This window comes from Roseobacter sp. N2S (assembly GCF_031454055.1).
Lineage (GTDB): Bacteria > Pseudomonadota > Alphaproteobacteria > Rhodobacterales > Rhodobacteraceae > Amylibacter.
On record NZ_JAVDQB010000004.1, the window covers coordinates 78,095 to 99,234 of the forward strand.

General features: G+C 54.6%; 22 protein-coding genes. 11 read left to right on the top strand and 11 right to left on the bottom strand.

Going from position 1 to position 21,140, the window contains the following annotated elements:
- Positions 1-58: 58 nt before the first annotated feature.
- From GGE09_RS11575 to GGE09_RS11590, 4 genes are all read right to left on the bottom strand, one after another.
- A complete protein-coding gene (locus GGE09_RS11575) occupies positions 59-550 on the bottom strand; it encodes a VOC family protein (protein WP_309746292.1) in 492 nt (163 codons plus the stop codon).
- Positions 551-689: 139 nt separating this feature from the next.
- Positions 690-1,757: a methyltetrahydrofolate cobalamin methyltransferase gene (locus tag GGE09_RS11580; RefSeq protein ID WP_309746293.1), complete on the bottom strand. Its 1,068-nt coding sequence runs from the start codon at positions 1,755-1,757 to the stop codon at positions 690-692.
- Positions 1,758-1,767: 10 nt separating this feature from the next.
- On the bottom strand, positions 1,768-2,697 hold the full coding sequence (locus GGE09_RS11585; RefSeq protein ID WP_309746294.1) for a methylenetetrahydrofolate reductase: 930 nt from the start codon (positions 2,695-2,697) through the stop codon (positions 1,768-1,770).
- A 27-nt stretch (positions 2,698-2,724) separates the two neighbouring features.
- Complete coding sequence (locus GGE09_RS11590; RefSeq protein WP_309746295.1) at positions 2,725-3,021, bottom strand: virulence factor; 297 nt, start codon at positions 3,019-3,021, stop codon at positions 2,725-2,727.
- Between the two features lie 187 nt (positions 3,022-3,208).
- Here GGE09_RS11590 and GGE09_RS11595 point away from each other — a divergent pair, with 187 nt between their 5' ends.
- Positions 3,209-4,318 (top strand): Ppx/GppA phosphatase family protein, encoded by a 1,110-nt coding sequence (locus tag GGE09_RS11595; protein ID WP_405048549.1) that lies wholly within the window; start codon positions 3,209-3,211, stop codon positions 4,316-4,318.
- Between the two features lie 2 nt (positions 4,319-4,320).
- Positions 4,321-5,028: an RlmE family RNA methyltransferase gene (locus GGE09_RS11600; RefSeq protein ID WP_309746296.1), complete on the top strand. Its 708-nt coding sequence runs from the start codon at positions 4,321-4,323 to the stop codon at positions 5,026-5,028.
- A gap of 60 nt (positions 5,029-5,088) precedes the next feature.
- On the opposite strand, the gene GGE09_RS11605 is transcribed toward GGE09_RS11600, so the two are convergent.
- Both GGE09_RS11605 and speB read right to left on the bottom strand, forming a co-directional pair.
- The gene (locus tag GGE09_RS11605; RefSeq protein WP_309746298.1) at positions 5,089-5,502 is read right to left on the bottom strand and encodes a cupin domain-containing protein; all 414 of its coding nucleotides are present in this window, start codon (positions 5,500-5,502) and stop codon (positions 5,089-5,091) included.
- Positions 5,503-5,618: 116 nt separating this feature from the next.
- Positions 5,619-6,572 carry an agmatinase gene (speB, locus tag GGE09_RS11610; protein ID WP_309746299.1) on the bottom strand — a complete coding sequence of 318 codons (954 nt, stop codon included), beginning with the start codon at positions 6,570-6,572 and terminating at the stop codon, positions 5,619-5,621.
- 71 nt (positions 6,573-6,643) lie between these two features.
- Here speB and GGE09_RS11615 point away from each other — a divergent pair, with 71 nt between their 5' ends.
- Complete coding sequence (locus tag GGE09_RS11615) at positions 6,644-7,606, top strand: hypothetical protein (protein WP_309746300.1); 963 nt, start codon at positions 6,644-6,646, stop codon at positions 7,604-7,606.
- A gap of 6 nt (positions 7,607-7,612) precedes the next feature.
- On the opposite strand, the gene GGE09_RS11620 is transcribed toward GGE09_RS11615, so the two are convergent.
- A complete protein-coding gene (locus GGE09_RS11620) occupies positions 7,613-8,077 on the bottom strand; it encodes a cytochrome c (protein WP_309746301.1) in 465 nt (154 codons plus the stop codon).
- 110 nt (positions 8,078-8,187) lie between these two features.
- Here GGE09_RS11620 and GGE09_RS11625 point away from each other — a divergent pair, with 110 nt between their 5' ends.
- Positions 8,188-9,081: a LysR family transcriptional regulator gene (locus tag GGE09_RS11625; RefSeq protein ID WP_309746302.1), complete on the top strand. Its 894-nt coding sequence runs from the start codon at positions 8,188-8,190 to the stop codon at positions 9,079-9,081.
- On the opposite strand, the gene hpt is transcribed toward GGE09_RS11625, so the two are convergent.
- Positions 9,068-9,610, bottom strand: a complete 543-nt coding sequence (hpt, locus tag GGE09_RS11630; RefSeq protein WP_309746535.1) for a hypoxanthine phosphoribosyltransferase — start codon at positions 9,608-9,610, stop codon at positions 9,068-9,070. The genes GGE09_RS11625 and hpt overlap by 14 nt on opposite strands.
- Before the next feature lie 118 nt (positions 9,611-9,728).
- Here hpt and GGE09_RS11635 point away from each other — a divergent pair, with 118 nt between their 5' ends.
- Positions 9,729-10,187 carry a type II toxin-antitoxin system RatA family toxin gene (locus GGE09_RS11635; protein WP_309746303.1) on the top strand — a complete coding sequence of 153 codons (459 nt, stop codon included), beginning with the start codon at positions 9,729-9,731 and terminating at the stop codon, positions 10,185-10,187.
- A 54-nt stretch (positions 10,188-10,241) separates the two neighbouring features.
- Here GGE09_RS11635 and GGE09_RS11640 read toward each other — a convergent pair whose 3' ends face one another.
- Genes GGE09_RS11640 through GGE09_RS11650 form a run of 3 tightly spaced genes read right to left on the bottom strand, consistent with a single transcriptional unit; the run spans position 10,242 to position 12,357 of the window.
- The gene (locus tag GGE09_RS11640; RefSeq protein WP_309746304.1) at positions 10,242-10,721 is read right to left on the bottom strand and encodes a CinA family protein; all 480 of its coding nucleotides are present in this window, start codon (positions 10,719-10,721) and stop codon (positions 10,242-10,244) included.
- The gene (locus tag GGE09_RS11645) at positions 10,718-11,209 is read right to left on the bottom strand and encodes a phosphatidylglycerophosphatase A (protein WP_309746305.1); all 492 of its coding nucleotides are present in this window, start codon (positions 11,207-11,209) and stop codon (positions 10,718-10,720) included. Before GGE09_RS11645 ends, GGE09_RS11640 begins: the two co-directional genes overlap by 4 nt.
- A complete protein-coding gene (locus tag GGE09_RS11650) occupies positions 11,206-12,357 on the bottom strand; it encodes a bifunctional 2-C-methyl-D-erythritol 4-phosphate cytidylyltransferase/2-C-methyl-D-erythritol 2,4-cyclodiphosphate synthase (RefSeq protein WP_309746306.1) in 1,152 nt (383 codons plus the stop codon). Before GGE09_RS11650 ends, GGE09_RS11645 begins: the two co-directional genes overlap by 4 nt.
- Positions 12,358-12,482: 125 nt before the next feature.
- Between GGE09_RS11650 and dusB the strand changes: the two genes are divergently transcribed.
- Genes dusB through trkA form a run of 6 tightly spaced genes read left to right on the top strand, consistent with a single transcriptional unit; the run spans position 12,483 to position 21,137 of the window.
- Positions 12,483-13,469, top strand: a complete 987-nt coding sequence (gene dusB, locus GGE09_RS11655) for a tRNA dihydrouridine synthase DusB (RefSeq protein ID WP_309746307.1) — start codon at positions 12,483-12,485, stop codon at positions 13,467-13,469.
- Positions 13,466-14,575, top strand: coding sequence for an ATP-binding protein (locus GGE09_RS11660; protein WP_309746308.1), 1,110 nt, complete (start codon positions 13,466-13,468; stop codon positions 14,573-14,575). Before dusB ends, GGE09_RS11660 begins: the two co-directional genes overlap by 4 nt.
- The gene (locus GGE09_RS11665; protein ID WP_309746309.1) at positions 14,575-15,960 is read left to right on the top strand and encodes a sigma 54-interacting transcriptional regulator; all 1,386 of its coding nucleotides are present in this window, start codon (positions 14,575-14,577) and stop codon (positions 15,958-15,960) included. The genes GGE09_RS11660 and GGE09_RS11665 overlap by 1 nt, the downstream gene beginning before the upstream one ends.
- Before the next feature lie 49 nt (positions 15,961-16,009).
- Positions 16,010-18,268 (top strand): PAS domain-containing sensor histidine kinase, encoded by a 2,259-nt coding sequence (locus tag GGE09_RS11670; RefSeq protein WP_309746310.1) that lies wholly within the window; start codon positions 16,010-16,012, stop codon positions 18,266-18,268.
- Between the two features lie 27 nt (positions 18,269-18,295).
- Positions 18,296-19,711 carry a sigma-54 dependent transcriptional regulator gene (locus tag GGE09_RS11675; protein ID WP_309746311.1) on the top strand — a complete coding sequence of 472 codons (1,416 nt, stop codon included), beginning with the start codon at positions 18,296-18,298 and terminating at the stop codon, positions 19,709-19,711.
- A 49-nt stretch (positions 19,712-19,760) separates the two neighbouring features.
- On the top strand, positions 19,761-21,137 hold the full coding sequence (trkA, locus tag GGE09_RS11680) for a Trk system potassium transporter TrkA (RefSeq protein ID WP_309746312.1): 1,377 nt from the start codon (positions 19,761-19,763) through the stop codon (positions 21,135-21,137).
- The last annotated feature ends 3 nt before the right edge of the window (positions 21,138-21,140 follow it).

The following is a 21,140-nucleotide window of genomic DNA, read 5'->3' on the forward strand; positions in this document are numbered from 1 at the left end:
CCCGCCGTTTCCGACAGGGGTTTTGTCACAGTGTAACCCGCGATTAACGTATTGTACCCTAATTTGCCAAGGCACGCAGGGCGTTCAGGTCCAATCGGCTGTTGTTCATCGACAGCCGACCCTCTGCATCGCGGGGCCACTCTGCGGCGGGGCGGTCCCAGTATAATTCTACACCATTTTGATCAGGGTCGCGCAGATAAAGCGCCTGACTGACGCCGTGATCTGCCGCGCCGTCCAGTTGGATACCGTGTTTATCAAGCTGCACCAATACTCTGCCCAAATCTGCGCGGGTTGGGTATAAAAGTGCGAGATGGTACAAGCCAGCGGTGTCCAGAGGGGCAGGGGGCTGGCCTTTGGAATGCCATGTGTTCAACCCGATGTGGTGATGATAGCCGCCAGCCGCGACAAAGGCGGCCTCGGCCCCGTAGCGTTGGGTTTGTTGCAGGCCCAAAATACCGCAATAAAACGCCAAAGCGCGATCGAGATCGGAAACTTTCAGGTGAACATGGCCGATAGAGGTGCCCGCTGGGGCTGTATAGGTCTGTGTCATAGTCTTCTCGTGTTAAGGTTTTCACAAGAATAAACCGGCATCCTGCCAAGGAATAGTTTGATCACAAGAAGATAGTGTTCCAGCCAGCCAAACGATCAAATTTGGCCCGCTGGGTGATTTTATGGCGAAACTGGCGGTGTTAACCGCGCCGGCGACGCCCGCCACCTGCACGACGGCCGCGTGCACCGGCTTCTTGTTCGCCTTCTTTAACAGGGGGTTTGTTAAAGTTGATCCAAGCGCCCCCGTGTGGGTCATTGTTGGTCAGCAGGTTTGCCGCGCGAATTGCGGTCATTTCGCTGCCCGGTCCCCATTTGGTTGACCCGAGTCCAACCATATTCGCAAAGACTTCCATATCCATGTCGTCGGGAACGATGATGCCAATTTCTGCCAGTTCGGCAATTTTAGCGTCCAGTTTGGCCTTATTAACCGGAATGGCTACAGGGTTCATAATCGCCGAGGTCATCCCCGCCGCCATTGCCATAGGCAAAAACGCATTGTTGACGCCGTGACGGTTGGGCAGGCCGAAAGACACGTTGGACGCGCCACAGGTGGTGTTCACACCCAATTCTTCACGCAAGCGGCGCACCAAAGCAAAGACCTGCAAACCAGCCGTCGCCATCGCGCCGATTGGCATCACCAGCGGGTCAACCACGATGTCATGGGCGGGAATGCCAAAATCAGCGGCCCGCTCAACAATCTTTTTGGCCACTTCGAAGCGCACATCCGGGTCTTCGGAAATACCAGTGTCATCATTGGAAATTGCCACAACGGGGACGTTGTATTTTTTCACCAGCGGCAAAACCATTTCAAGACGGTCTTCTTCGCCTGTGACAGAGTTCAGCAGCGGGCGGCCCTCGGCGGCTTCAAGTCCGGCTTTCAACGCGCCCGGAACCGAGCTGTCGATGCACAAAGGAACGTCCACAAGACCTTGAACCATATCAACAATTGACCGCATCAACGGGGGTTCTGTTTCATTGGGGTTCGGATTGGAATTATACACAACCCCCGCATTGATATCCAGAATGTTGGCACCAGCAGCCACCTGCGCGATGGCATCTTTTTCAACGGTGGAAAAATCACCGGCTTCCAGTTCGGCTGCCAGCTTTTTGCGCCCGGTTGGATTGATCCGCTCGCCGATCACACAGAAGGGCTGATCAAAGCCGATGATCGCGGTTTTGGTTTTGGATTCGACGACAGTACGGGTCATTCATCTGGCCTTATTGTTGTTGTGCTGCAGGAACGGCGGCAGAGCCACCGTTGTTCATCGCCCAAGTGGCGTTGGTTTTAATGCCTCCGAGCGGGAAAAAATGCACCTGCTCAATGTTAAACGTCGGGTTTGCTGCTTTATGCGCGGCCAATTCGCTTACAATTGTAGTCGGCTCGAACGGCAGCAGCAGTTTGGTCACGTCCTTAGCCCGTTTCTGCAGGACTTTCAACGAGGGCCCAACGCCGCAGGCAATTGCGAACTTAATCATGGTTTGCAGCTTTGCGGGGCCTGCGATGCCGATATGCACAGGAATATCAATGCCTTGTGCAATCAAATCATCGGCCCATTCAATAACGGGTTTGCTTTCAAAACAAAACTGTGTCGCCAACGCCATTTTCGCGTCTGTGCGTTGGGAGAACCCCTGTTTCCAGCTTAACGCCTCATTCACATTTTTGCGCCCGCCTTGGGGATCAATGTCTGTGTTGGGTTCAGGATGACCCGCAGTGTGCAGCCGTTTAAAGCCCGCTTTGTCAAACAAACCGGTTTCCAGCAATTGCATGGAACAGTGGAAATCCCCGTAGGGTTTAGCCACACCGCCCGCCAGCAACAAAGCTTGCTCCACACCTGCTTCACCTTGATAACGTGCAATCCAATCGGCCAGAGTGGCGGCATCTTTGATGATCCGTGCCGGGAAATGGGGCATGACATCAAAGCCTTCACCCCGAATCCGCTTGGCAGTGGCCACCATGTCTTCAATCGGTGTGCCCTCAATATGGGCGATATAAACGCGCGTGCCTTTGGGCAGTAACGCGCGGAAATCATCCACTTTTTCAGCAGTGCGCGGCATCACCTCGATGGAATAGCCTTCCAGAAAGGCTTCTACATCGGGGTTCACCTCGATTGGGGCTTCGGTTTTGGAACTGAATTTCAAAAGTGCCATGCGCAATGCTTTCAAAAGGGGCAGGGGTTAGGCCCAGCCGTCGTTGTCGATCAGTTGTTTGATCCGGTTTTTGTCGTATTCAGCATCCAGACGGGCCGCTTCGGCAGAGGCGATTTCGCCTTGCTCGCCCTCTAGCGGATAAGGATCAGCCTTGCGCCATTCTGCCAAATATGTGTCGCTGTCTTTGGCGTCGATTTTCATGGCACAGCGGTCGATAGCCTGTTCAAACCGCTCTGGCAGTTGAACTTTTGACCCGCGACGGCCTTTTCCAACAATAACCTGTGCTGGAATATCGCGCCAGAAAACTATGGTGACATCGGGCATTTCGGAGAATCCTTATTCTAATGCTTGAGAGAAGCTCTATTGCGTCATAGCCATTATAAGACGGCTATTTTCGACTGCGACAGCTAATTTAGCGACACAAGTGACGTATCGGCAGTTCAAAAATTACAAACTTGTAAAATCACCCGTGTAGCCATAGGTTAAAAGCAACAGAATTTGGTGCAAGCTCATGCGAGCCAATAATAATCAACCACTCCGCCAGAGTGGTAAAACACGGCAAACCAGTATCAACTCTCCGTTTTCGGACGGGGGTCTTTTTGCTGCGTTGGATCTGGGGACGAACAGTTGCCGGATGCTAATTGCCCGCCCGAAGGGGACAGAATTTGAAGTGGTGGACGCCTTTTCAAAACCTGTGCATCTCGGCGCCGGGCTGGCGGAATACGGAACTTTGGCACCTGCTGCAATCAAACGCACGCTGGGCGCGCTGCGCATTTGCAGTAAGAAACTGCGCCAACACGGGGTGCAACATTCCCGTTTTGTCGCAACCGAAGCCTGTCGTCGTGCCAGTAACGGGTCAAGTTTCGTCAATCTGGTGAAACGGGAAACCGGCCTGATCCTCGAAATCATTGACCCCGCCGAAGAAGCCCGACTTGCCGTTGTCAGTTGTGCGCCCCATCTAGGGGATGATGCGGAACAGTTGTTGATCGTGGATATTGGTGGCGGTTCTACAGAATTGGTCTGGCTGGATCTAAGTGGCGTATCCGCGCGCAATCGAGCCAAAGCCTTGGTGGAACTGGATTTAACAAAACGTGGCGGCGGGATCTGTTCGCGCACGGCCCGTGTGATGGATTGGAAATCGGTTCCCTTAGGTGTGGCAACATTGAAAGACATGTTTCACGACGTGGATGACGATTGCGCCAAATTCGCGTTGATGTCTTGCTGCTTTGAAGAACAGATCGACGAATTTGTTCCACCAGAAATCGGCGACGGTGCCAATTGCCAGATCATCGGCACATCTGGCACTGTCACCACTGTGGCGGCCTCCCATCTGGGATTATCCCGCTATGAACGCTGCAAGGTCGATGGGGTTTCCATGTGCAAACAGGAAATCGACACGGTTGTGCAGAAATACCTTAATATCGGTCCCGAGGGGCGCCGCAAAGCCCCTTGTATCGGCACCGACAGGCATGAGCTGATCATGTCTGGCGCTGCCATTCTCCAAGCAATTCTGCGCGTATGGCCTTCCAGCCGCCTAACGGTCGCGGACCGTGGCCTGCGCGAAGGCCTGCTTTACAGTCAAATGAGCGCCGCTGGCGTATTGGGCGATAGGCCACACTAGTTATGACAGAAGAAAAGAAATCCTCAGGTCGCGGTCAACGCGATCTTCGTGTGCGAGTTAAAACAGCCAAAGGACGGCGGTTGTCGTCAACCCTCTGGCTGGATCGACAGTTGAACGATCCCTATGTGCAAAAAGCACAAAAAGACGGGTATCGGGGCCGCGCGGCCTATAAGATTTTGGAACTGGACGATAAATTCCGCTTTCTGGTTCCCGGGGCGCGAATTGTCGATCTGGGCTGTGCGCCTGGCGGCTGGTGTCAGGTGGCCGCACAGCGGGCCAACGCACACGGGGAACGGCGCGGCAAGAAACAAGGCCGCATTGTGGGAATTGATCTGCAAGAAGTCGATCCGGTTCCGGGGTGCGAAATCCACGTTCTCGACTTTCTTGAAGAGGGCGCGGATGACAAGGTCAAAGCCTGGCTTGATGGTAAAGCGGACGTGGTGATGTCTGATATGGCTGCGGCCAGTTCCGGCCACAAACAGACCGACCATTTGCGGATTATGGCCCTGTGCGAAGCCGCCGCCTATTTCGCATTCGAAGTTCTGGACGAAGGTGGAACTTTTGTCGCCAAGGTTCTGGCAGGCGGAGCCGAAGGGGATTTGCAACATATTCTAAAGCAGAAATTCACCAAAGTTGCTAATGTGAAACCCCCTGCAAGCCGGTCAAACAGCTCGGAAAAATTCGTCGTGGCAACTGGCTTTCGCGGTTAACCTTCATGTTTTTAAAGGCGCTGCACTGCATCCCATATGCAAACAGCGCCTTTTGATGGACTAAGGCGACCACCCCTCGGGCGCCAGTTCGAATCTATCAAAACGAAAGCCAGGCGACACGGTACACCCGACCAAAACCCAGCCCCCAAGGGGCACTGACTTTTGCCAGGCCCGTTGCGGTACAATTAGCTGAGGCCGCTGGCCTACTGCCAGATCACTGCCCAATACCTGAACCTCGGACTTGCCCAGATCATGGATATGCAATTCCATCGGTGCACCCGCATACCAGTGCCAGATTTCTGCACTGTCAATGCGATGCCACTGGCTGATTTGATCCGCTTCTAACAGAAAATAAATCGCCGTCCCCGCAGCACGGGGTTGGGTCGGCGCACGCCATGTCTCGGCGTACCAGCCGCCTTCGGGGTGGGGCTGCAACCCCAAAGTCTCAATAATCTGCCGCGCTGTCTGACCCATAAAACCTCAATCCCAAAGCAAAACCGCCTTCAATGTTCCCCAAATACTCGTAACGAACAGTTCAACACAATCTGTCCCCCAACAGATCCATCCCCCCTGCGTGTTAACCAAGCACATTAAGCACGGGCATGAAAAATAAATCCCAGAAAATTCAACAACAGCTGCGCCGCCAGAATAGCTGTACCGCCCGTATGATCATAGTCAGGGGCAACCTCCACCAGATCAATCCCCACAACTTCATGGTTTTGCGCCACATGTTGCAGGATTTCGAGAACCTCGTAGTACAGGAACCCGCCATGGCTTGGCGTGCCTGTTCCGGGCGCGATTGAAGGGCAAAACCCGTCGATGTCGATGGTCACATAAACCCGTGATTTTTCTGGAAGCCGCGCCGCTGCCGCCTCGACCCCCATCTTGCGGATTTGACGCACTGATAAAATGTCAGACCCCATGGTTCGCGCCGCTTCATACCCTTCTTTTGCAGTGGAACTAACGTTGCGAATTCCAAACTGCGACAGACCCGTGACATACTCCTTTTCCGCCGCCCGTCGCATTGGATTGCCATGGCCAAACCGCACCCCGTGGCGTTCATCGACAAAATCCAGATGGGCGTCGATTTGCAGGATGTGAATGTCTCCCTGATCGTCAAAGGCGTTGATGCAAGGGATATTGATCGAATGGTCCCCCCCAATTGTGACAGGTAAAGCCTTGGCTGCCAGTGCTTTGCGCACGGCGTATTCGATGTTGGCATGGCTTTGCATGGTATCCGTGTGGACGATATCCGCATCCCCCATATCCACAATGCGCACATCAGACCCCAGATAGGTCACATCGTCTTCATGGTCATAAGCCCCTGCATGACCAAAGGAAAACAGGGTCGAGGCCTCGCGCACGGCTCGGGGGCCAAAACGGGCACCAGAGCGATATTGCGCGCCAAAATCATAGGGCGCGCCAATGATGGCCACATCTGCCGCTAACGCATTCCAATCTGCAACATAGGGTTTCTTGGCGAAAGTAGCGATTCCCACAAATGGTAGGTTCAACCGCCCGCTGTTATAGCCATGATCCGCCATCGTCCGCTCCTTTGGTTCAAAAACATCATTTATGGATGGCCTATGGCGCCGTTCACTGCAATAAAAACATCATGGCTTTATTCAATCACTTCTGGCGGCGCACTCCGCCGGCCCTTTTCCCCAGTTTGCTCGGGCTGTTCGGCTTGGCATTGGCGTGGCGTCGCGCGGCGCAGGTTTGGGATGTTCCAACCGCTATCGGGGAGGCTCTGGGTTTAATAGCCACCGTCATTCTACTGATCACGTTAAGCAGTTATGTGGCAAAATTATGTATCCGCCCCAGTGTGTTGTGGGACGAGTTGATCATTGATCCAGCCAGAGGTTCGGTTTCAGCGGGGTCCATGTGTGCCATGGCAATGGCAGCTTATTTGCTGCCCTACACCAGTCTGGGCGCGTTTTTGGTCTGGTGGATGTCGCTGGGGTTGCACGGGATTTATGTGGCCTGTATCGCGCTGATTGTGCTGCGCCATGAAAACACCATGCGCCAGTTCAATCCGGTAATCCTGTTGCCCGCAGCAGGGATTTTGGTGGCAACTTTAGCTGCCCCGAAATTGGGCTATGAACTGTTCAGCCAGATCATTCTGGGGCTTTCCATTCCGGCTTCGGCAGTCATTCTGGCAATGTGTTTGTGGAATGCCGCGCGGCACGGGGTGCAACCGCTGCACCGCAGCAGCTATGCTGTCTTTCTGGTGCCGCCCTCTGTTGCCGCTTTGGGGATCTATAACCTGAATGGTATGGAATATTTCATGCCTGTCTGGATCGGCGCCACAGTGGTTGGCGCGGCATTGTTGCCCTTTGTGCGTTGGATGACCCAAGGAGGCTGGTCGCCCAATTGGGGGATTTTCTGTTTTCCACTGGCGGCATTTTCCGGGGTGCAAATTTTGGCCGTTCAAACGGGATTTGGGATAATCGCACAGATCTTAGCAATCAGCACGCTGACTGTGTCGAGCGTGCTGATCCCCTACATCCTGATATTGACCTACCAAAGCTGGTTTGCAGGCCGTCTGGCAGAGGCGACCAAAGCCGCCGTTGCCTGAAACGTCTTAATTATCAGACGCACGGAAGGTTTTGTGACATCCGCCACATGATCCGCCAACAGCACCCATTGCGCCTTGCAGGGATGCAAGATCAGTGCCCGCAACACCCGCCATTGTGGTGGCGGCATCCACCAGTGCTTTGCCTTTTTCGGCAATCGCGGGGTAGGTTGTCCAGATCGCTGGCAGGGCTGCAGTTTTGCCAGCCATGGCTTCGTTATCTGTGCCCTCTGGCCACATGGCCATCTGATTCATACTGGCGGCTGCAAGCAGATTGTCTGCAGCGGCTTGGGCTGCTTCGGCGTTATAGTCTGTGGTGCCTTTGGCCATTGCGCCCAATTGACCCAAGTTAAACGCATATAGCTGCATCAAGGACTGACGGGCCTTGATTGCGGCCTCATTGGCCTGTGCAGGGGCGAAACTTGTTGCTGTCAGAACTATAGCTGCGGCGGTCGTTGCTAAGATGGCTCTCATAAAAGGCTCCCTTCGGTTGATTTCGAACCACTCTAGCCTGTGCGTAAATAAAAGAAACTCACAATTAATTGAGAGCCGGCTGTGCAAAAATGCACTAGGAAGTTTGAACCATGCACATAGAAAACTGGGATGATTACCGATTTATACTGGCCGTGGTGGAACACGGCTCGTTGAATGCGGCTGCGCGGGCTCTTGGGGTGAATCATGCGACAGTGTTGCGCCGTGTCACCGGGTTTCAGGACCGTTACGCCGTGCGCGTGTTTGATCGGGACAGTCACGGCTATCGGCTGCGGGCGGATCAGGCGGGGTTGATCGAGGCGCTTGCAACCCTGCGCACCGCGTTTGAGGCAGCGGAGCGTGCGGTTTTGGGGCAGGGCGCGGGGATTCGCGGCCCTGTTAAAATCACCTCAACGGATTCCCTGTGTTCTACTGTTTTACCGCCAATTGTCGCGCAGTTGCGTCAGCACCATCCTGATCTGTCGCTTGAATTACTCGCCTCAAATTCGCGGCTGAACTTTGGGCAGTTGGACGCCGAAGTGACCATTCGACCTGCAGAAAAGCTGTCAGATGATCTGGTGGGGGCCGAGGTGGCAAAACTGGCTTTTGCGGTTTATGGCCATGAAGACTACCTTGAAAGCCGAAATAGAAATCCGCAACACCAGTGGCTTACGGGGTCAGGCCCGCTCTTGCGATCACCCGCCGGGGTCTGGCAGCAGGCCAATGTTGATCCGGCCAACGTGAATTTCGCTGCCGATAGCTTCATTAGTCTGCGCGAGTTGTGCCTGTCTGGACTGGGGCTGGCGATTCTGCCTTGTTGCGTTGTGCCGCCATCCAGCGGGCTGAAACTGGTCACAGGGTTCTTTGACAAAATGGATGTGGGTGTCTGGGTCGCAAACCACCGGGATCTGGACAGCGTGCCGCGTATTGTGGCCTGTCGCCGGTTCCTGTCAGAGGTTTTGGCCAGCAAGCAAGACCTTCTGGCAGGCCAGCTTAGCGATCAGTGAACCGCACCGCACCGATATAGGCCAGATTTCGATTTCGTTGCGCATAATCAATGCCGTAGCCCACCACAAATTCATCGGGAATTTCAAACCCTGTCCATGTGGCTTTCACATCCACTTCGCGCCGCGAGGGTTTATCCAGCAGGGCGCAGACTTCTAGCCGTGCAGGATTGCGGGATTGCAGCAGGCCGATCACATGTTTCAGCGTGTGCCCCGTATCGACGATGTCTTCGACCACCAGAATATCACGCCCTTCAATTTCGCCCCGTAAGTCTTTGAGAATACGCACTTCGCGGGAGGATTGCATGTCATTCCCGTAAGAGGATGTTTCTAGAAAATCCACTTCGCAAGGCAAATCCAACTCGCGCACCAAATCGGCGATGAACACAAAACTGCCCCGCAACAAACCCACAACCACCAGTTTATCGGTGTCGGCAAAATGGGTGGAAATATCCTTAGCCAAGGCTTCGACCCGCGCGGCAATAGATTTAGCCGAAATCAGCTGGTCGATAACATAGTTGCTGTGGTCCATCAGGCGATTCCCTGTTTGATCTGTCTGGGCGGCCAATGTAGCTGCCAGATCGGAATTGTCAGCACCCGCGACAAACAATCTTAGTGACGCCTTCGTCGCACCACCGTAAAACGCCCTAATGCCTAAGCACAGTGAAACCCGCCAAATGCCCTATAGCGCGCAACAGATGTATGATCTGATTGCCGATGTGGGATCGTATCCGAAATTCCTGCCGTGGTGTGCGGGCGCACGGATTCGCGCACGCAAACAGGTCGCCGCAACCGAGGTGATCGACGCAGATCTGGTGATTTCGTTCAAAGTGTTCCGCGAACAATTCGGCAGTCGGGTGACGCTTTATCCCGATGACAGCAAAATTGATGTGGAATATCTGGACGGGCCGTTTCGGTATCTGAACAACCATTGGGGGTTCACGGCCTTGCCCGACGGCGGCTGCGAGGTGGATTTTTTCGTGGATTTTGAATTCAAATCCGCCATGTTACAAGCCGTAATTGGGGTGGTTTTCAACGAAGCCATGCGCAGGATTGTGCGGGCTTTTGAAGCGCGGGCAGATGATCTTTACGGGCGCGACGCAGGCTAAAAACGCCGCTTTTCAGGTATTTAGCCGACAAAGAGAGCTGGCGTTCGCGCCCAATTAAAGCGTTTGATCGCGCAGGGCTGATAGTGCGAATTCTGTGGCGGCTGCGCGCACATCATCGCGTCCAAGGGCGCCGAACTCTTTGGTGCAGGTAAGGGTAGATGTGGCGGTTGCCAGTCCAAAACAGACGCGGCCTTCGGGTTTATGGTCTGATCCACCAGGGCCTGCGATCCCCGTGACGCTGACAGCGATGCTGGCGGCAGAATGGGCAAGGCAGCCTGCGGCCATTTCAGCGGCAACCTGTTCAGAAACCGCGCCATAAGCGTCTAGCGTGGCGGATCTCACCCCCAGCATGTCCATTTTTGCCCCGTTAGAATAGGTGACAAAGCCGCGATCCACCACGTCTGATGACCCTGCAATGGCAGTCAGGCTGGCCGCAACCAGCCCACCTGTGCAGCTTTCGGCTGTGGCAACCAAGTCGCCTCTGGCACGGCAGGTGATCAGGGTTTGCGTTGCAAGATTAAAGGGCAGGGTCATGAAAAACCGCCGTGGGCGATGTAGCCTGTCAGGCTAAGGAGTAAGCCCGCGTAGATAGCAGCCAAAATATCATCAAACATCACACCAAAGGCGGTGGATTTTTTATCGGCCCAGCTGACAGGCCAGGGTTTGAGGATGTCAAACAGGCGGAACAGGATGAAACCGCCCACCAGCCCCGGCCAGGGCAGAATCGTTACAGCGCTGTCGTGGGACCAAAGCACATAGGACAGCGGAATCAGGGTCAACCATTGCCCTGCCACCTCATCAATGACGATTTCACCGGGGTCGTGGTTTTCTTTACCGCGGGTTTCTTGGGCTGTGGCCCACCAGCCGACGAAGAATACCACCACGGTGGCCGACATCAGAAGCGGAAAACTGCCGATCGCGTGCAACGCTACGGCAAAGGGCAGGGCGGCGGCGGATCCCCATGTGCCCGGAACAAAAGGCAGCAGCCCCGAATAGAACCAAGTGGTTAAAAAACGAGTCATATTTTCACCAAAGTTGCAGTGCCCAGCGCTGCAATTCCCTCTTTACGCCCGGCAAAGCCAAGCTGTTCTGTTGTTGTCGCTTTCACGCTGATCCTATCAAGATCAATCCCCGTAATCCCTGCTAGACTCTGTCGCATGGCAAGGGTGTGGGGGCCGATTTTGGGCATTTCACAGATAATCGTGCAATCCAGATGGGTGATTGTAAAGCCGCGCTCAGTCGCGCGCTCCACTGCTTTGCGCAGGAAAATATCGCTGGCAGCACCTTTCCATTGGGGGTCACTGGGGGGGAACCACTGACCGATATCACCCTCGGCCAAGGCGCCGAAAATTGCGTCTGTTAGCGTGTGCATGGCCACATCTGCATCCGAATGACCGACCAATCCTTTATCAAAGGGAATGATCACGCCGTTCAGTGTAACGTGGTCTCCGTCACCAAATTTATGCACATCAAAGCCATTGCCAGTGCGAATATCCATTGTGTCCCCCATCAAGCGTTCCGCCAGCGAAAAATCGCTGGCCTGTGTGATTTTAATATTAGTTTCAGTGCCTTGGACAATGCTAACTGGGATGCCAAAGGCCCGCGCAGTTTCCACATCATCGGCGAGATCTTGGGTATTTGCCAGATGGGCGGCGCGAATATCATCCAGCCGAAAAGCCTGCGGAGTTTGCGCGCGCCACAGCCCCACGCGAGACTGCGGGGCATGGGCTGCGCCGTCATCCCCGCGCCACAATGCGTCCACCACAGGCACAGCCAGAAATGCGGCTTGGTCGGTTCTTAGACGTTCCAGCAGCGCATTGATTTCTGTTGCGCGGATCAGCGGGCGGGCGCCGTCGTGGATCAGAACATGGCTGCCTTCACACGCAGCCAGACCGCGATGAACACTCTCGCTGCGGCTGCTGCCACCAAAAACCGGTTCGCGCAGGCGCCCATCGGTAATGGCAGTGATTGCAGCGTCATAATGGGCCAGATCATCCGGGTGAATCACCACGCGCACAGCGGCAATTTGCGGGTTGGATAGACAGGCGGAAACCGTGTGATGCAGCACGGGAAGGCCGCGCAACAGGCGATACTGTTTTGGGAGTCCGCCTCCCGCACGTGTGCCGCGCCCTGCGGCGACGATCAGAATTTCCGCTGATATCTTTGACAAAACCTCTGCGTCCATCCGCTTTTTTAAGTGTCAGACCCCAATACCCAAAGCAATCAATCGTCACAATGGCGGAGTTGCCGTTGAGTAGCGCTTGCAATTCCCGACGAATTGCCCAAGAAAGAGGCATGACCCAAATAATGATCGGAAATAAGGCAATAACGCCCCCTGTGCTCCTCGCCCCTCTGGCGGGAATCACAGATTTGCCCTTTCGCACGCTGGTCAGCCGCTTTGGCGCGGGGCTGGTTGTATCCGAAATGGTAGCCAGTCAGGAAATCATGGAAAAGAAGCCTTCGGCGCAGGCGCGGGCAGAATTGGGATTCGATGCAGCCAATACGGCGGTTCAGATTGCGGGTAAAGATGCCCATTGGATGTCTGAATGCGCCAAATTATGCGCAGGCAACGGGGCGCAGATTATCGACATCAACATGGGCTGCCCTGCGAAAAAGGTCACGAACGGCTATTCTGGTTCAGCCTTGATGAAAAATCTGGACCATGCGCTTAGCTTGATCGAGGCGGTTGTGGCCGCTGTTGATGTGCCGGTGACGCTGAAAACGCGGCTGGGTTGGGACGACGATATGCTGAACGCGCCGGAACTGGCCACGCGGGCAGAAGCGGCGGGGGTTCAGATGATCACCATCCACGGGCGTACACGTTGCCAGTTTTACAAAGGTCAGGCGGATTGGGCGGCGATTTCACGGGTGAAACAAGCTGTCAACGTTCCGGTTATTGCCAATGGCGATATTGTGGATGTGGCAACCGCGCGTCAGGCTGGAAAACTGTCCGGCGCGGACGGCGTTATGGTCGGGCGGGGCGCACAAGGGCGGCCGTGGATGCCCGCCAAAATAGCGTCCGAACTTTTTGATGCCGCGACACCTGAAATCCCGCAGGGAACTGATTTTTTGGACATGATATCAGAACATTACCAAGCGATGCTCGGGTTCTACGGCGCTGATCTTGGCAACCGTGTCGCCCGTAAACATCTGGGTTGGTACATGGATGTTTTGCCCACGCCAGCCGATCTGCGCAAACGTATTTACACAGAAGCGGATAACACGAAAGTGGCCCGCTTGATCCGTGAACTCCCCCTTCAATTCTTAGACGAGGCCGCATGAGACTGCCTAGAATCCCAACGCGCGGCGCAGGGCCTGCGAATTTTGAACAGATTTGGGCCAATCTGCCGTTTCCCGCTTTTGTGCTCAATCGCGCAGATCAGTTAAGCCAGACCAATGGGGCTGGCGAACAAATGGTTAAGATCTCGGCCAAAATCCTGCGCAACCGCAGTGTAGGATCGGTTTTCGGTGAAGATTCTGTGATCGCTGACACAGTGGCGCAAGCGCGGGCCAAGTCTGGGTCGCTGATGCAGTATAATGTGGATGTGGCGTTAACAGATTTGCAACCCGCGCGGTGCAATGTGCATGTGGGGCCGCTTGGCGGGGATACGGATGATTTGCTGCTGATCATCCAGCCCACAGGTGTGGCCCAAAAGATGAGCCGCTCTTTAACCCATATGGCAGCGGCGCGGTCCGTTGTTGCCATGTCAGCGATGCTGGCCCATGAGTTGCGCAATCCTTTGGCGGGGATTTCGGGTGCAGCGCAATTGCTGGCGATGAATGCGTCGGATGAAGATCGGGAATTGACCGAACTTATTCAGGAAGAAACCCGCCGTATTGGCAAATTGATCGACAGGGTGGAACATTTTGGCGATGATCGGCCCACGCAGCGATCTGCAGTGAACATCCATGATGTTCTGGACCGCGCTGTGCGGGCTGCGCAGGCGGGGTTTGCCAGTCATGTAAAGTTCTCGGTTGATTATGATCCTTCTTTGCCTGACGCGGCTGGGGACAGTGATCAATTGCTGCAAGTGTTTCAGAACCTTATCAAAAACGCCGCCGAGGCGGTGGACGGCACACGGGGCAAAATCAAGCTGCGGACCTCTTATAATTCGGGAGTGAAATTTGCAGTTGCAGGGAAGCGAACGGAAAACCTGCCGTTACAAATCGACATTACCGACAATGGGCACGGCATCGCGGATTCGCTGATTTCCGAGATTTTCGACCCGTTTGTCACCAGCAAATCCAACGGCAGTGGTCTGGGGCTGCCTTTGGTGTCCAAAATAATCACCGGCCACGGGGGGCTGATCGACTGTGACAGCACGCCCGGGCGTACAACCTTCACCTTGCGTCTGCCGTTGTGGCAGGAAAACATGGGATTACTGTAATGGATGGCACTGTTCTGGTCGCAGATGACGACCGCACCATAAGAACCGTATTAACGCAGGCCCTGACGCGGGCTGGATGTAAGGTGCGCGCCACCAGCAACACAGCAACGCTGTGGCGCTGGGTCGAAGAAGGCGAGGGTGATGCCGTGGTGTCCGATGTGATGATGCCAGACGGAAACGGGTTGGACCTGCTGCCGGCCATCAAGAAAAAGCGCCCCAACCTGCCAGTGATTGTGATTTCGGCGCAAAATACCGTCGTCACGGCAATTCGCGCGTCTGAAGCGGGGGCATTTGATTATGTGCCAAAACCCTTTGATCTGCGGGATTTGCTGTCCAAAGTATCAAAGGCCCTGAACCGACCAGGGCATCCCAGCCAACCCGCGCCAGCCCCAACAGGACTGTCACCCAGCCCAGAAACAACGCTTCCCCTGATCGGCGGCAGCCCCGCCATGCAAGAGGTGTACCGCATCGTTGCCCGCGTGGTGAACACCGATCTGAACGTTTTGATCCAAGGCGAAAGTGGTACGGGCAAAGACCTTTTGGCCCGTGCGCTGCATGATCTGGGGAACCGCTCTAGTGCGCGGTTTGTGCGGATCAACTGCGGTACGATTTCACCAGACCAACTGGATACAGAGGTTCTGTCCAACGCAGGGCAGGGTGCCACTGTCTATCTGGATGAGTTGAGCGAGTTATCCGCAGATGCGCAGTTGCACCTGTTGGGGCTGACCCAATCGGATAGTGTACAATCCCAAAGCCTGCGATTTGTATCATCAACCAACCGTCCTATGCTGCCGCTAATCAATGGCGGGTTGTTTCGCGAAGATTTGTTCTATCGCCTGAACGTGATGCCGATTTCCCTGCCGCCATTGCGTGAACGGATTGAAGACATTTCCGATCTGAGCCTGCATTTCCTGCAAGATTGTGCGAACAACGGTATGCCGCGCAAATCCATTACCAAATCGGCGATGGATCAGATGCGTTTGGCAAAATGGCCGGGCAATGTGCGTGGGCTAAAGAACTTCATCCAGCGGCTGGTGATTCTGTGCCCCGAAGACGAGATTTCCCATGAATTTGTCGCCACTGCGCTGAAAGAAATGTCCCAGCAGGATCAAAGCGGGCAGCCGGTGGTGGCCGATAAACTGTCTGCCTCGGTTGAATCCCACATCAAGCGGTATTTTGATCTGCACGGCGATGCCTTGCCGCCCCCTGGCCTGTATAACCGCATTCTGCGCGAAGTAGAGCTGCCTTTGCTGGCCTTGTCCCTAAGCGCGACACGGGGAAACCAGATAAAAACCGCTGAATTATTAGGGATTAACCGAAATACCCTGCGCAAAAAGATCCGAGAGCTCGATATACAGGTGACAAGGACCAAGAAGTTGATGTAAAACCGCCACAGTAAGTGATGCACAATGGAAACGGCAGAGCAGCAAAATCATGCATCTAGGGATCCTTTGGCGGCGGTTGAATTCTTGGCGTAAGAAACGTCAGGTCCAGACTCTATTCGCAATTTCGCTCGCGCTTTTGGCGCCAGCTTTGGTGTTCACAACCTATTTTGTGCTGCGCTCCACCAATGGATCGGTGACCAATGATTTGATCCGCTTTGTGCTGCTGTGTGACTTTGTCTATGTTCTAGTGGTTGCGGCCCTTGTCGGGCAACGCATTTTGCAAATGGTTAACGCCCGCCACAATCAAACGGCAGGCTCGCGGTTGCATTTGCGCCTGTCAGGCGTCTTTGCCTTTGTTGCCTTGGTGCCCACCGTTATGGTGGCGGTAATTTCCACAATTCTGCTGAATTTTGGCTTTGAAAACTGGTTTTCCACCCGCGTGCAAAACGTGGTGGGCAATTCTTTGGCTGCGGCCCAAGCCTATGAAAACGAGCAGCGCAACGATCTTGTGGCGGATGCGCAATTGCTGGCGCAATTCCTGAACCAACAGCGCCGTATTCTGGGGATCAACGCAGAAGCAGAGCTGCGCTCCTCGCTGACCTTGGGCCAGCAACGTATCCAGAGGGGCTTGAAGGAGGCCTATGTTATTGACGGTGCGGCCAACCTGAAAGCCCGTGGTGAACGCAGCTATCTGTTTGATTTTGAAGACCCTTCCGAACACAGCCTGCAAGAGGCCGAGGCGGGGAAAACCGTTGTTATTCAGGATTGGGACAATAATGAATTCCGCGCGCTGGTGCGGTTGACCACCTATCCCGATCGCTATGTCTATGTGTCGCGCAATGTGGACGGGGAAATCCTGAACCTGCTGGATGAAACCAAAGAAACCGTGGCTCTGTACAATCAGGGCGAGCAGGAACGGGACCAATTGCTGTTTGATCTGGCACTGATCTATATGGGTTTTGCACTGATTGTGATCCTTGCGGCCACTTGGCTGGGCCTGTGGTTTGCTGAACGTTTGTCGCGTCCAGTGGGGCGTCTGGCGGGGGCGGTACAGCGGGTCTCGGCGGGGGATTTAGGCGTTCAGGTGCGTGAAGAAGACGGCGACGATGAAATCGCTATGTTGGGGCGGATTTTTAACAAAATGACCCAGCAAGTGAAACGCCAGCACGATGACCTGATTGAAGCGAATGACAGAACAGAACGCCGCCGCCGTCTGTTTGACAGTGTTCTTTCCGGTGTGACGGCAGGGGTGATCGGCCTGAACGCCGAAGGGCAGATCGCCATGATGAACACGGCAGCGGCAAAGCTGTTGAACTTGGATGTGGACGCTGATGCGGATGCGGAACTGATTTTGGCCGTTCCTGAATTCTCTGGCTTGTTTGCCAAACTCGAAGAACAAAACGCCACCGTCGCTCAGGAAGAGATTCGTCTGACCCGTGCGGGCAGCCCTGAAATTCTGCTGGTCCGTATGGCCGCGCGTCTGTCAGAGGACGGATCGCTGGAGGGCTATGTTGTGACCTTTGACGATGTAACCTCGCTGGTGTCGGCCCAGCGCATGGCGGCATGGGGCGATGTGGCGCGGCGGATTGCCCATGAGATCAAGAACCCTCTGACGCCGATCCAGCTGTCTGCCGAACGGATGAAACGCAAATTCGGCCCCAAGCTGGGCGAGGAAGCAGAAGATTTAAATCAATACGCTGATGTTATTATTCGCCAAACCAATGACTTGCGGCGCATTGTTGATGAATTTTCAAAATTCGCCCGCATGCCAGAACCCGAACGGCGCAAACATGATCTGGCTAAATTGATCCGCGATGTGGTGGTTCTACAGCAATCCGCGCTTAGCCCAACGGACCTAACATTGGATATGGAAGCGGATGAAATTCAGGCAGTGATTGATGCAACCATGTTCAATCAGGCTATGACCAACCTGATTAAGAACGCTGGTGAAGCCATTGATAGTATGGATGAAAAGCCAGAAAACTTTAAGCCCGAAATTCGTATTGTTGTGCACAGTTCAGGCGGCACCACACAGATTGAAATTCAAGACAACGGCATGGGGTTGCCAGCAGAAAACAGATCGCGTTTGTTTGAACCTTATGTGACCCACCGCGACAGCGGTACGGGGCTTGGTTTGTCAATTGTTAAGAAAATTATAGAAGAGCACGGTGGCACTTTGGATTTGCTGGATGCCCCCGTTTTTGAAGGGCCAGATGCTGAAACGGGACGGGTGGGTGCGATGGCACGTATCGTTTTGCCATTTGGAAATGAATTGAGTAACGTTAACGAAAATATAAAGGTGGCCTGATCAAAGGCGACCCGCAGGAGTGGTAATATGGGTGACATTCTCGTTGTTGATGACGAAAAAGATATTCGTGAACTTGTGTCCGACATTCTGGTGGACGAGGGCTATACAACACGTAAGGCGGCCAATTCGGATGATACTTTCGCCGAAATAAACAAAGATGCGCCGGATCTGATCATTCTGGACATCTGGCTGAAAGAAAGCCGTTTGGACGGGATCGACATTCTGAAAGCGGTGCGCCGCGATAATCCCGATATTCCGGTGGTGATCATTTCAGGGCACGGCAATATCGAAATCGCGGTGGCTGCGGTCAAGCAGGGCGCTTATGATTTCATCGAAAAACCGTTTAATATTGACCAGTTGATGGTGGTGATTGCCCGCGCGATGGAAACATCGCGGTTGCGGCGTGAAAATGCCCAGCTTAAGGTTAAGGACGTGACATCCTCGGTAATGGTGGGCAATTCAGCAGCGTTTCGCAATCTGCAAAGCCAGTTGGATAAAGTTACCAAAACCAATGGGCGTGTGATGCTGACAGGTCCGTCCGGTTGCGGAAAAGAGGTTGCTGCGCGCTATATCCATTCCAAATCGGATCGTTCAAAAGCGCCTTTTATTTCCGTTAATTCCGCCAGTATCGAACCGGACCGGATGGAAGAGGTTCTTTTTGGCCGTGAAGGCGGCGAGCGCGGCTTTGAACCGGGTCTGCTGGAACAAGCCCACGGCGGGATCGTGTTCTTTGACGAAGTGGCCGATATGCCCATCGGAACCCAGTCCAAAATCCTGCGGGTCTTGGTGGAACAATCGTTCAATCGCGTTGGCGGATCTGACAAAGTGCGTGTGGATATCCGCGTGCTGTCTGCCACCAATCGTGATCTGACCCAGGAAATCGCCGCAGGCCGGTTTCGCGAAGAACTGTATCATCGTTTGAACGTGGTGCCGATCAGTGTGCCTTCGCTAGAAGCCCGCCGCGAAGACATCGCCATGCTGGCCCAGCATTTCATGGAAGAATTAAACGCAGCCCAAGGCCTGCCGGTGCGGCCTTTGGGCGAAGAGACCGAAGCGCTGTTACAGACCATGTCTTGGCCTGGAAACGTGCGTCAGTTGCGCAATGTGATTGAGCGGGTTTTGATCCTTGGCCCTGACAAAGGCCCGATTGAGCCCTCCGAAATTCCGGGCAACGACAATGGCAGCGGTGGGGACGGGGCAGGGTTGTCCAACAGCTATGCTACACTTCCCTTGCGCGAGGCCCGTGAAATGTTTGAACGGGAATACCTGATGGCGCAGATCAACCGGTTCGGCGGGAATATCTCTCGGACGGCCAATTTTGTCGGGATGGAACGCAGCGCATTGCACCGTAAGCTGAAAACCCTGAACGTTGTCACCACCAACAAAGCAGGCACCCGCATTGCGGAAATCGAAGACGAGCCCGTCGAAAATCTTGACGATTGACGCAGCCGTCCAAACTGGTAGCACAGGCAGATAACGGCAGGAGCCTGATATGAAGGTTATCGTATGTGGTGCAGGGCAAGTGGGCTGGCAAATCGCCCGCCATTTGGCTGCGGAAAACAACGAAGTTACCATTGTGGACAACAATCCCGGACTGGTTAATCAGGCCACGGATGCGCTGGATGTGTCTGGTGTGACGGGCTTTGCCAGCTATCCAGATGTATTGCGCCGTGCGGGCGCGCGGGATGCGGACATGATCATCGCAGCCACCCACTCGGATGAAGTCAACATGGTCACATGTCAGGTGGCCCATTCTGTTTTTTCAGTACCGCGTAAAATCGCCCGTCTGCGGGCGCAATCTTATCTGGATGTGATTTACACCGACCTGTATCAGCGTGACCACCTGCCGATCGACGTGGTGATCTCCCCCGAAAAGGAAGTCGCCGCCGCCGCCTTGCGCCAATTGGCTGCCCCGTCCACCTTTGACAACGAACCGTTTTTGCAGGGTCATGTGGAAATGCTCGGCATTACGCTGGATGAAGACTGCGCCGTTGTGAACACGCCATTGCGTCAATTGTCCGAGCTGTTTTCAACCCTGCGCGCCCTTGTCTGTGGTATCCGCCGCGACAATCGCCTGTTCACGGCCACGCCGGATGACCAGTTGTTTGTGGGCGACCAAATATATCTGTTCACCCACAAAGACGACGTGGGCCGCGCCTTGGAAATCTTTGGTAAAACCACCAAGAAACGCGAACGCGTGATTATCATTGGGGGCGGCAACGTGGGCCTGTCTGTGGCCAGCCAGTTGGAAAAACGCACTGACCGTGTGCGGGCTAAAGTGATCGAAAAATCCCGCCCTGTAGCAGAACGCGCCGCCGAGGCTTTGGAACGCACCATTGTGTTGCACGGTGACGGTCTGGATATGGATATGTTGCTGGAAGCCAATCTCGATAAAGCGGATGCCTTGCTGGCGGTGACAGATGACGATAAAACAAACCTTCTGACCGCCACCCGCGCCAAGGCCGAAGGCTGCCCGCTGGTGGTAGCATTGGTCAATGACACTGGCTTGTCGCCCTTGATGAAACCGTTGAATATTGACGCCTTCATCCACCCCCGCGCCACAACTGTATCGTCTATTCTGCGCCACATTCGCCACGGGCGCGTGCGGCAGGTCTATTCCATTGGCGATGCCGAAGCCGAGGTGATTGAAGCCCAAGTCATGTCTACCTCGCCAATATCAGGCAGTGCGATCCGTGACATCAGCGTACCCGAAGGCGCAATGATTGCCGCTGTGCAAAAGGGCGACAAAGTCATGCGCCCTGATGGTGATATGCGCATTGATGAAGGCGACATTGTGGTGATCTTCTCGCTCGCCCGTCACATCGAAGAGGTCGAGCGACTGCTGCAAGTCCGGATCGACTTTTTCTAACGT

What these genes read in the sequence shown, in the direction of transcription:
- GGE09_RS11665 (WP_309746309.1), top strand. Translation starts at nt 14,575, where the DNA reads ATGGATGGCACTGTTCTGGTCGCAGATGACGACCGCACCATAAGAACC.
- dusB (WP_309746307.1), top strand. Translation starts at nt 12,483, where the DNA reads ATGACCCAAATAATGATCGGAAATAAGGCAATAACGCCCCCTGTGCTC.
- GGE09_RS11635 (WP_309746303.1), top strand. Translation starts at nt 9,729, where the DNA reads ATGCCTAAGCACAGTGAAACCCGCCAAATGCCCTATAGCGCGCAACAG.
- GGE09_RS11615 (WP_309746300.1), top strand. Translation starts at nt 6,644, where the DNA reads ATGGCTTTATTCAATCACTTCTGGCGGCGCACTCCGCCGGCCCTTTTC.
- GGE09_RS11600 (WP_309746296.1), top strand. Translation starts at nt 4,321, where the DNA reads ATGACAGAAGAAAAGAAATCCTCAGGTCGCGGTCAACGCGATCTTCGT.
- GGE09_RS11605 (WP_309746298.1), bottom strand. Translation starts at nt 5,502, where the DNA reads ATGGGTCAGACAGCGCGGCAGATTATTGAGACTTTGGGGTTGCAGCCC.
- GGE09_RS11645 (WP_309746305.1), bottom strand. Translation starts at nt 11,209, where the DNA reads ATGACTCGTTTTTTAACCACTTGGTTCTATTCGGGGCTGCTGCCTTTT.
- GGE09_RS11575 (WP_309746292.1), bottom strand. Translation starts at nt 550, where the DNA reads ATGACACAGACCTATACAGCCCCAGCGGGCACCTCTATCGGCCATGTT.
- speB (WP_309746299.1), bottom strand. Translation starts at nt 6,572, where the DNA reads ATGGCGGATCATGGCTATAACAGCGGGCGGTTGAACCTACCATTTGTG.
- trkA (WP_309746312.1), top strand. Translation starts at nt 19,761, where the DNA reads ATGAAGGTTATCGTATGTGGTGCAGGGCAAGTGGGCTGGCAAATCGCC.
- GGE09_RS11590 (WP_309746295.1), bottom strand. Translation starts at nt 3,021, where the DNA reads ATGCCCGATGTCACCATAGTTTTCTGGCGCGATATTCCAGCACAGGTT.
- GGE09_RS11625 (WP_309746302.1), top strand. Translation starts at nt 8,188, where the DNA reads ATGCACATAGAAAACTGGGATGATTACCGATTTATACTGGCCGTGGTG.
- GGE09_RS11675 (WP_309746311.1), top strand. Translation starts at nt 18,296, where the DNA reads ATGGGTGACATTCTCGTTGTTGATGACGAAAAAGATATTCGTGAACTT.
- GGE09_RS11670 (WP_309746310.1), top strand. Translation starts at nt 16,010, where the DNA reads ATGCATCTAGGGATCCTTTGGCGGCGGTTGAATTCTTGGCGTAAGAAA.
- GGE09_RS11595 (WP_405048549.1), top strand. Translation starts at nt 3,209, where the DNA reads ATGCGAGCCAATAATAATCAACCACTCCGCCAGAGTGGTAAAACACGG.
- GGE09_RS11620 (WP_309746301.1), bottom strand. Translation starts at nt 8,077, where the DNA reads ATGAGAGCCATCTTAGCAACGACCGCCGCAGCTATAGTTCTGACAGCA.
- GGE09_RS11660 (WP_309746308.1), top strand. Translation starts at nt 13,466, where the DNA reads ATGAGACTGCCTAGAATCCCAACGCGCGGCGCAGGGCCTGCGAATTTT.
- hpt (WP_309746535.1), bottom strand. Translation starts at nt 9,610, where the DNA reads ATGGACCACAGCAACTATGTTATCGACCAGCTGATTTCGGCTAAATCT.
- GGE09_RS11580 (WP_309746293.1), bottom strand. Translation starts at nt 1,757, where the DNA reads ATGACCCGTACTGTCGTCGAATCCAAAACCAAAACCGCGATCATCGGC.
- GGE09_RS11585 (WP_309746294.1), bottom strand. Translation starts at nt 2,697, where the DNA reads ATGGCACTTTTGAAATTCAGTTCCAAAACCGAAGCCCCAATCGAGGTG.
- GGE09_RS11640 (WP_309746304.1), bottom strand. Translation starts at nt 10,721, where the DNA reads ATGACCCTGCCCTTTAATCTTGCAACGCAAACCCTGATCACCTGCCGT.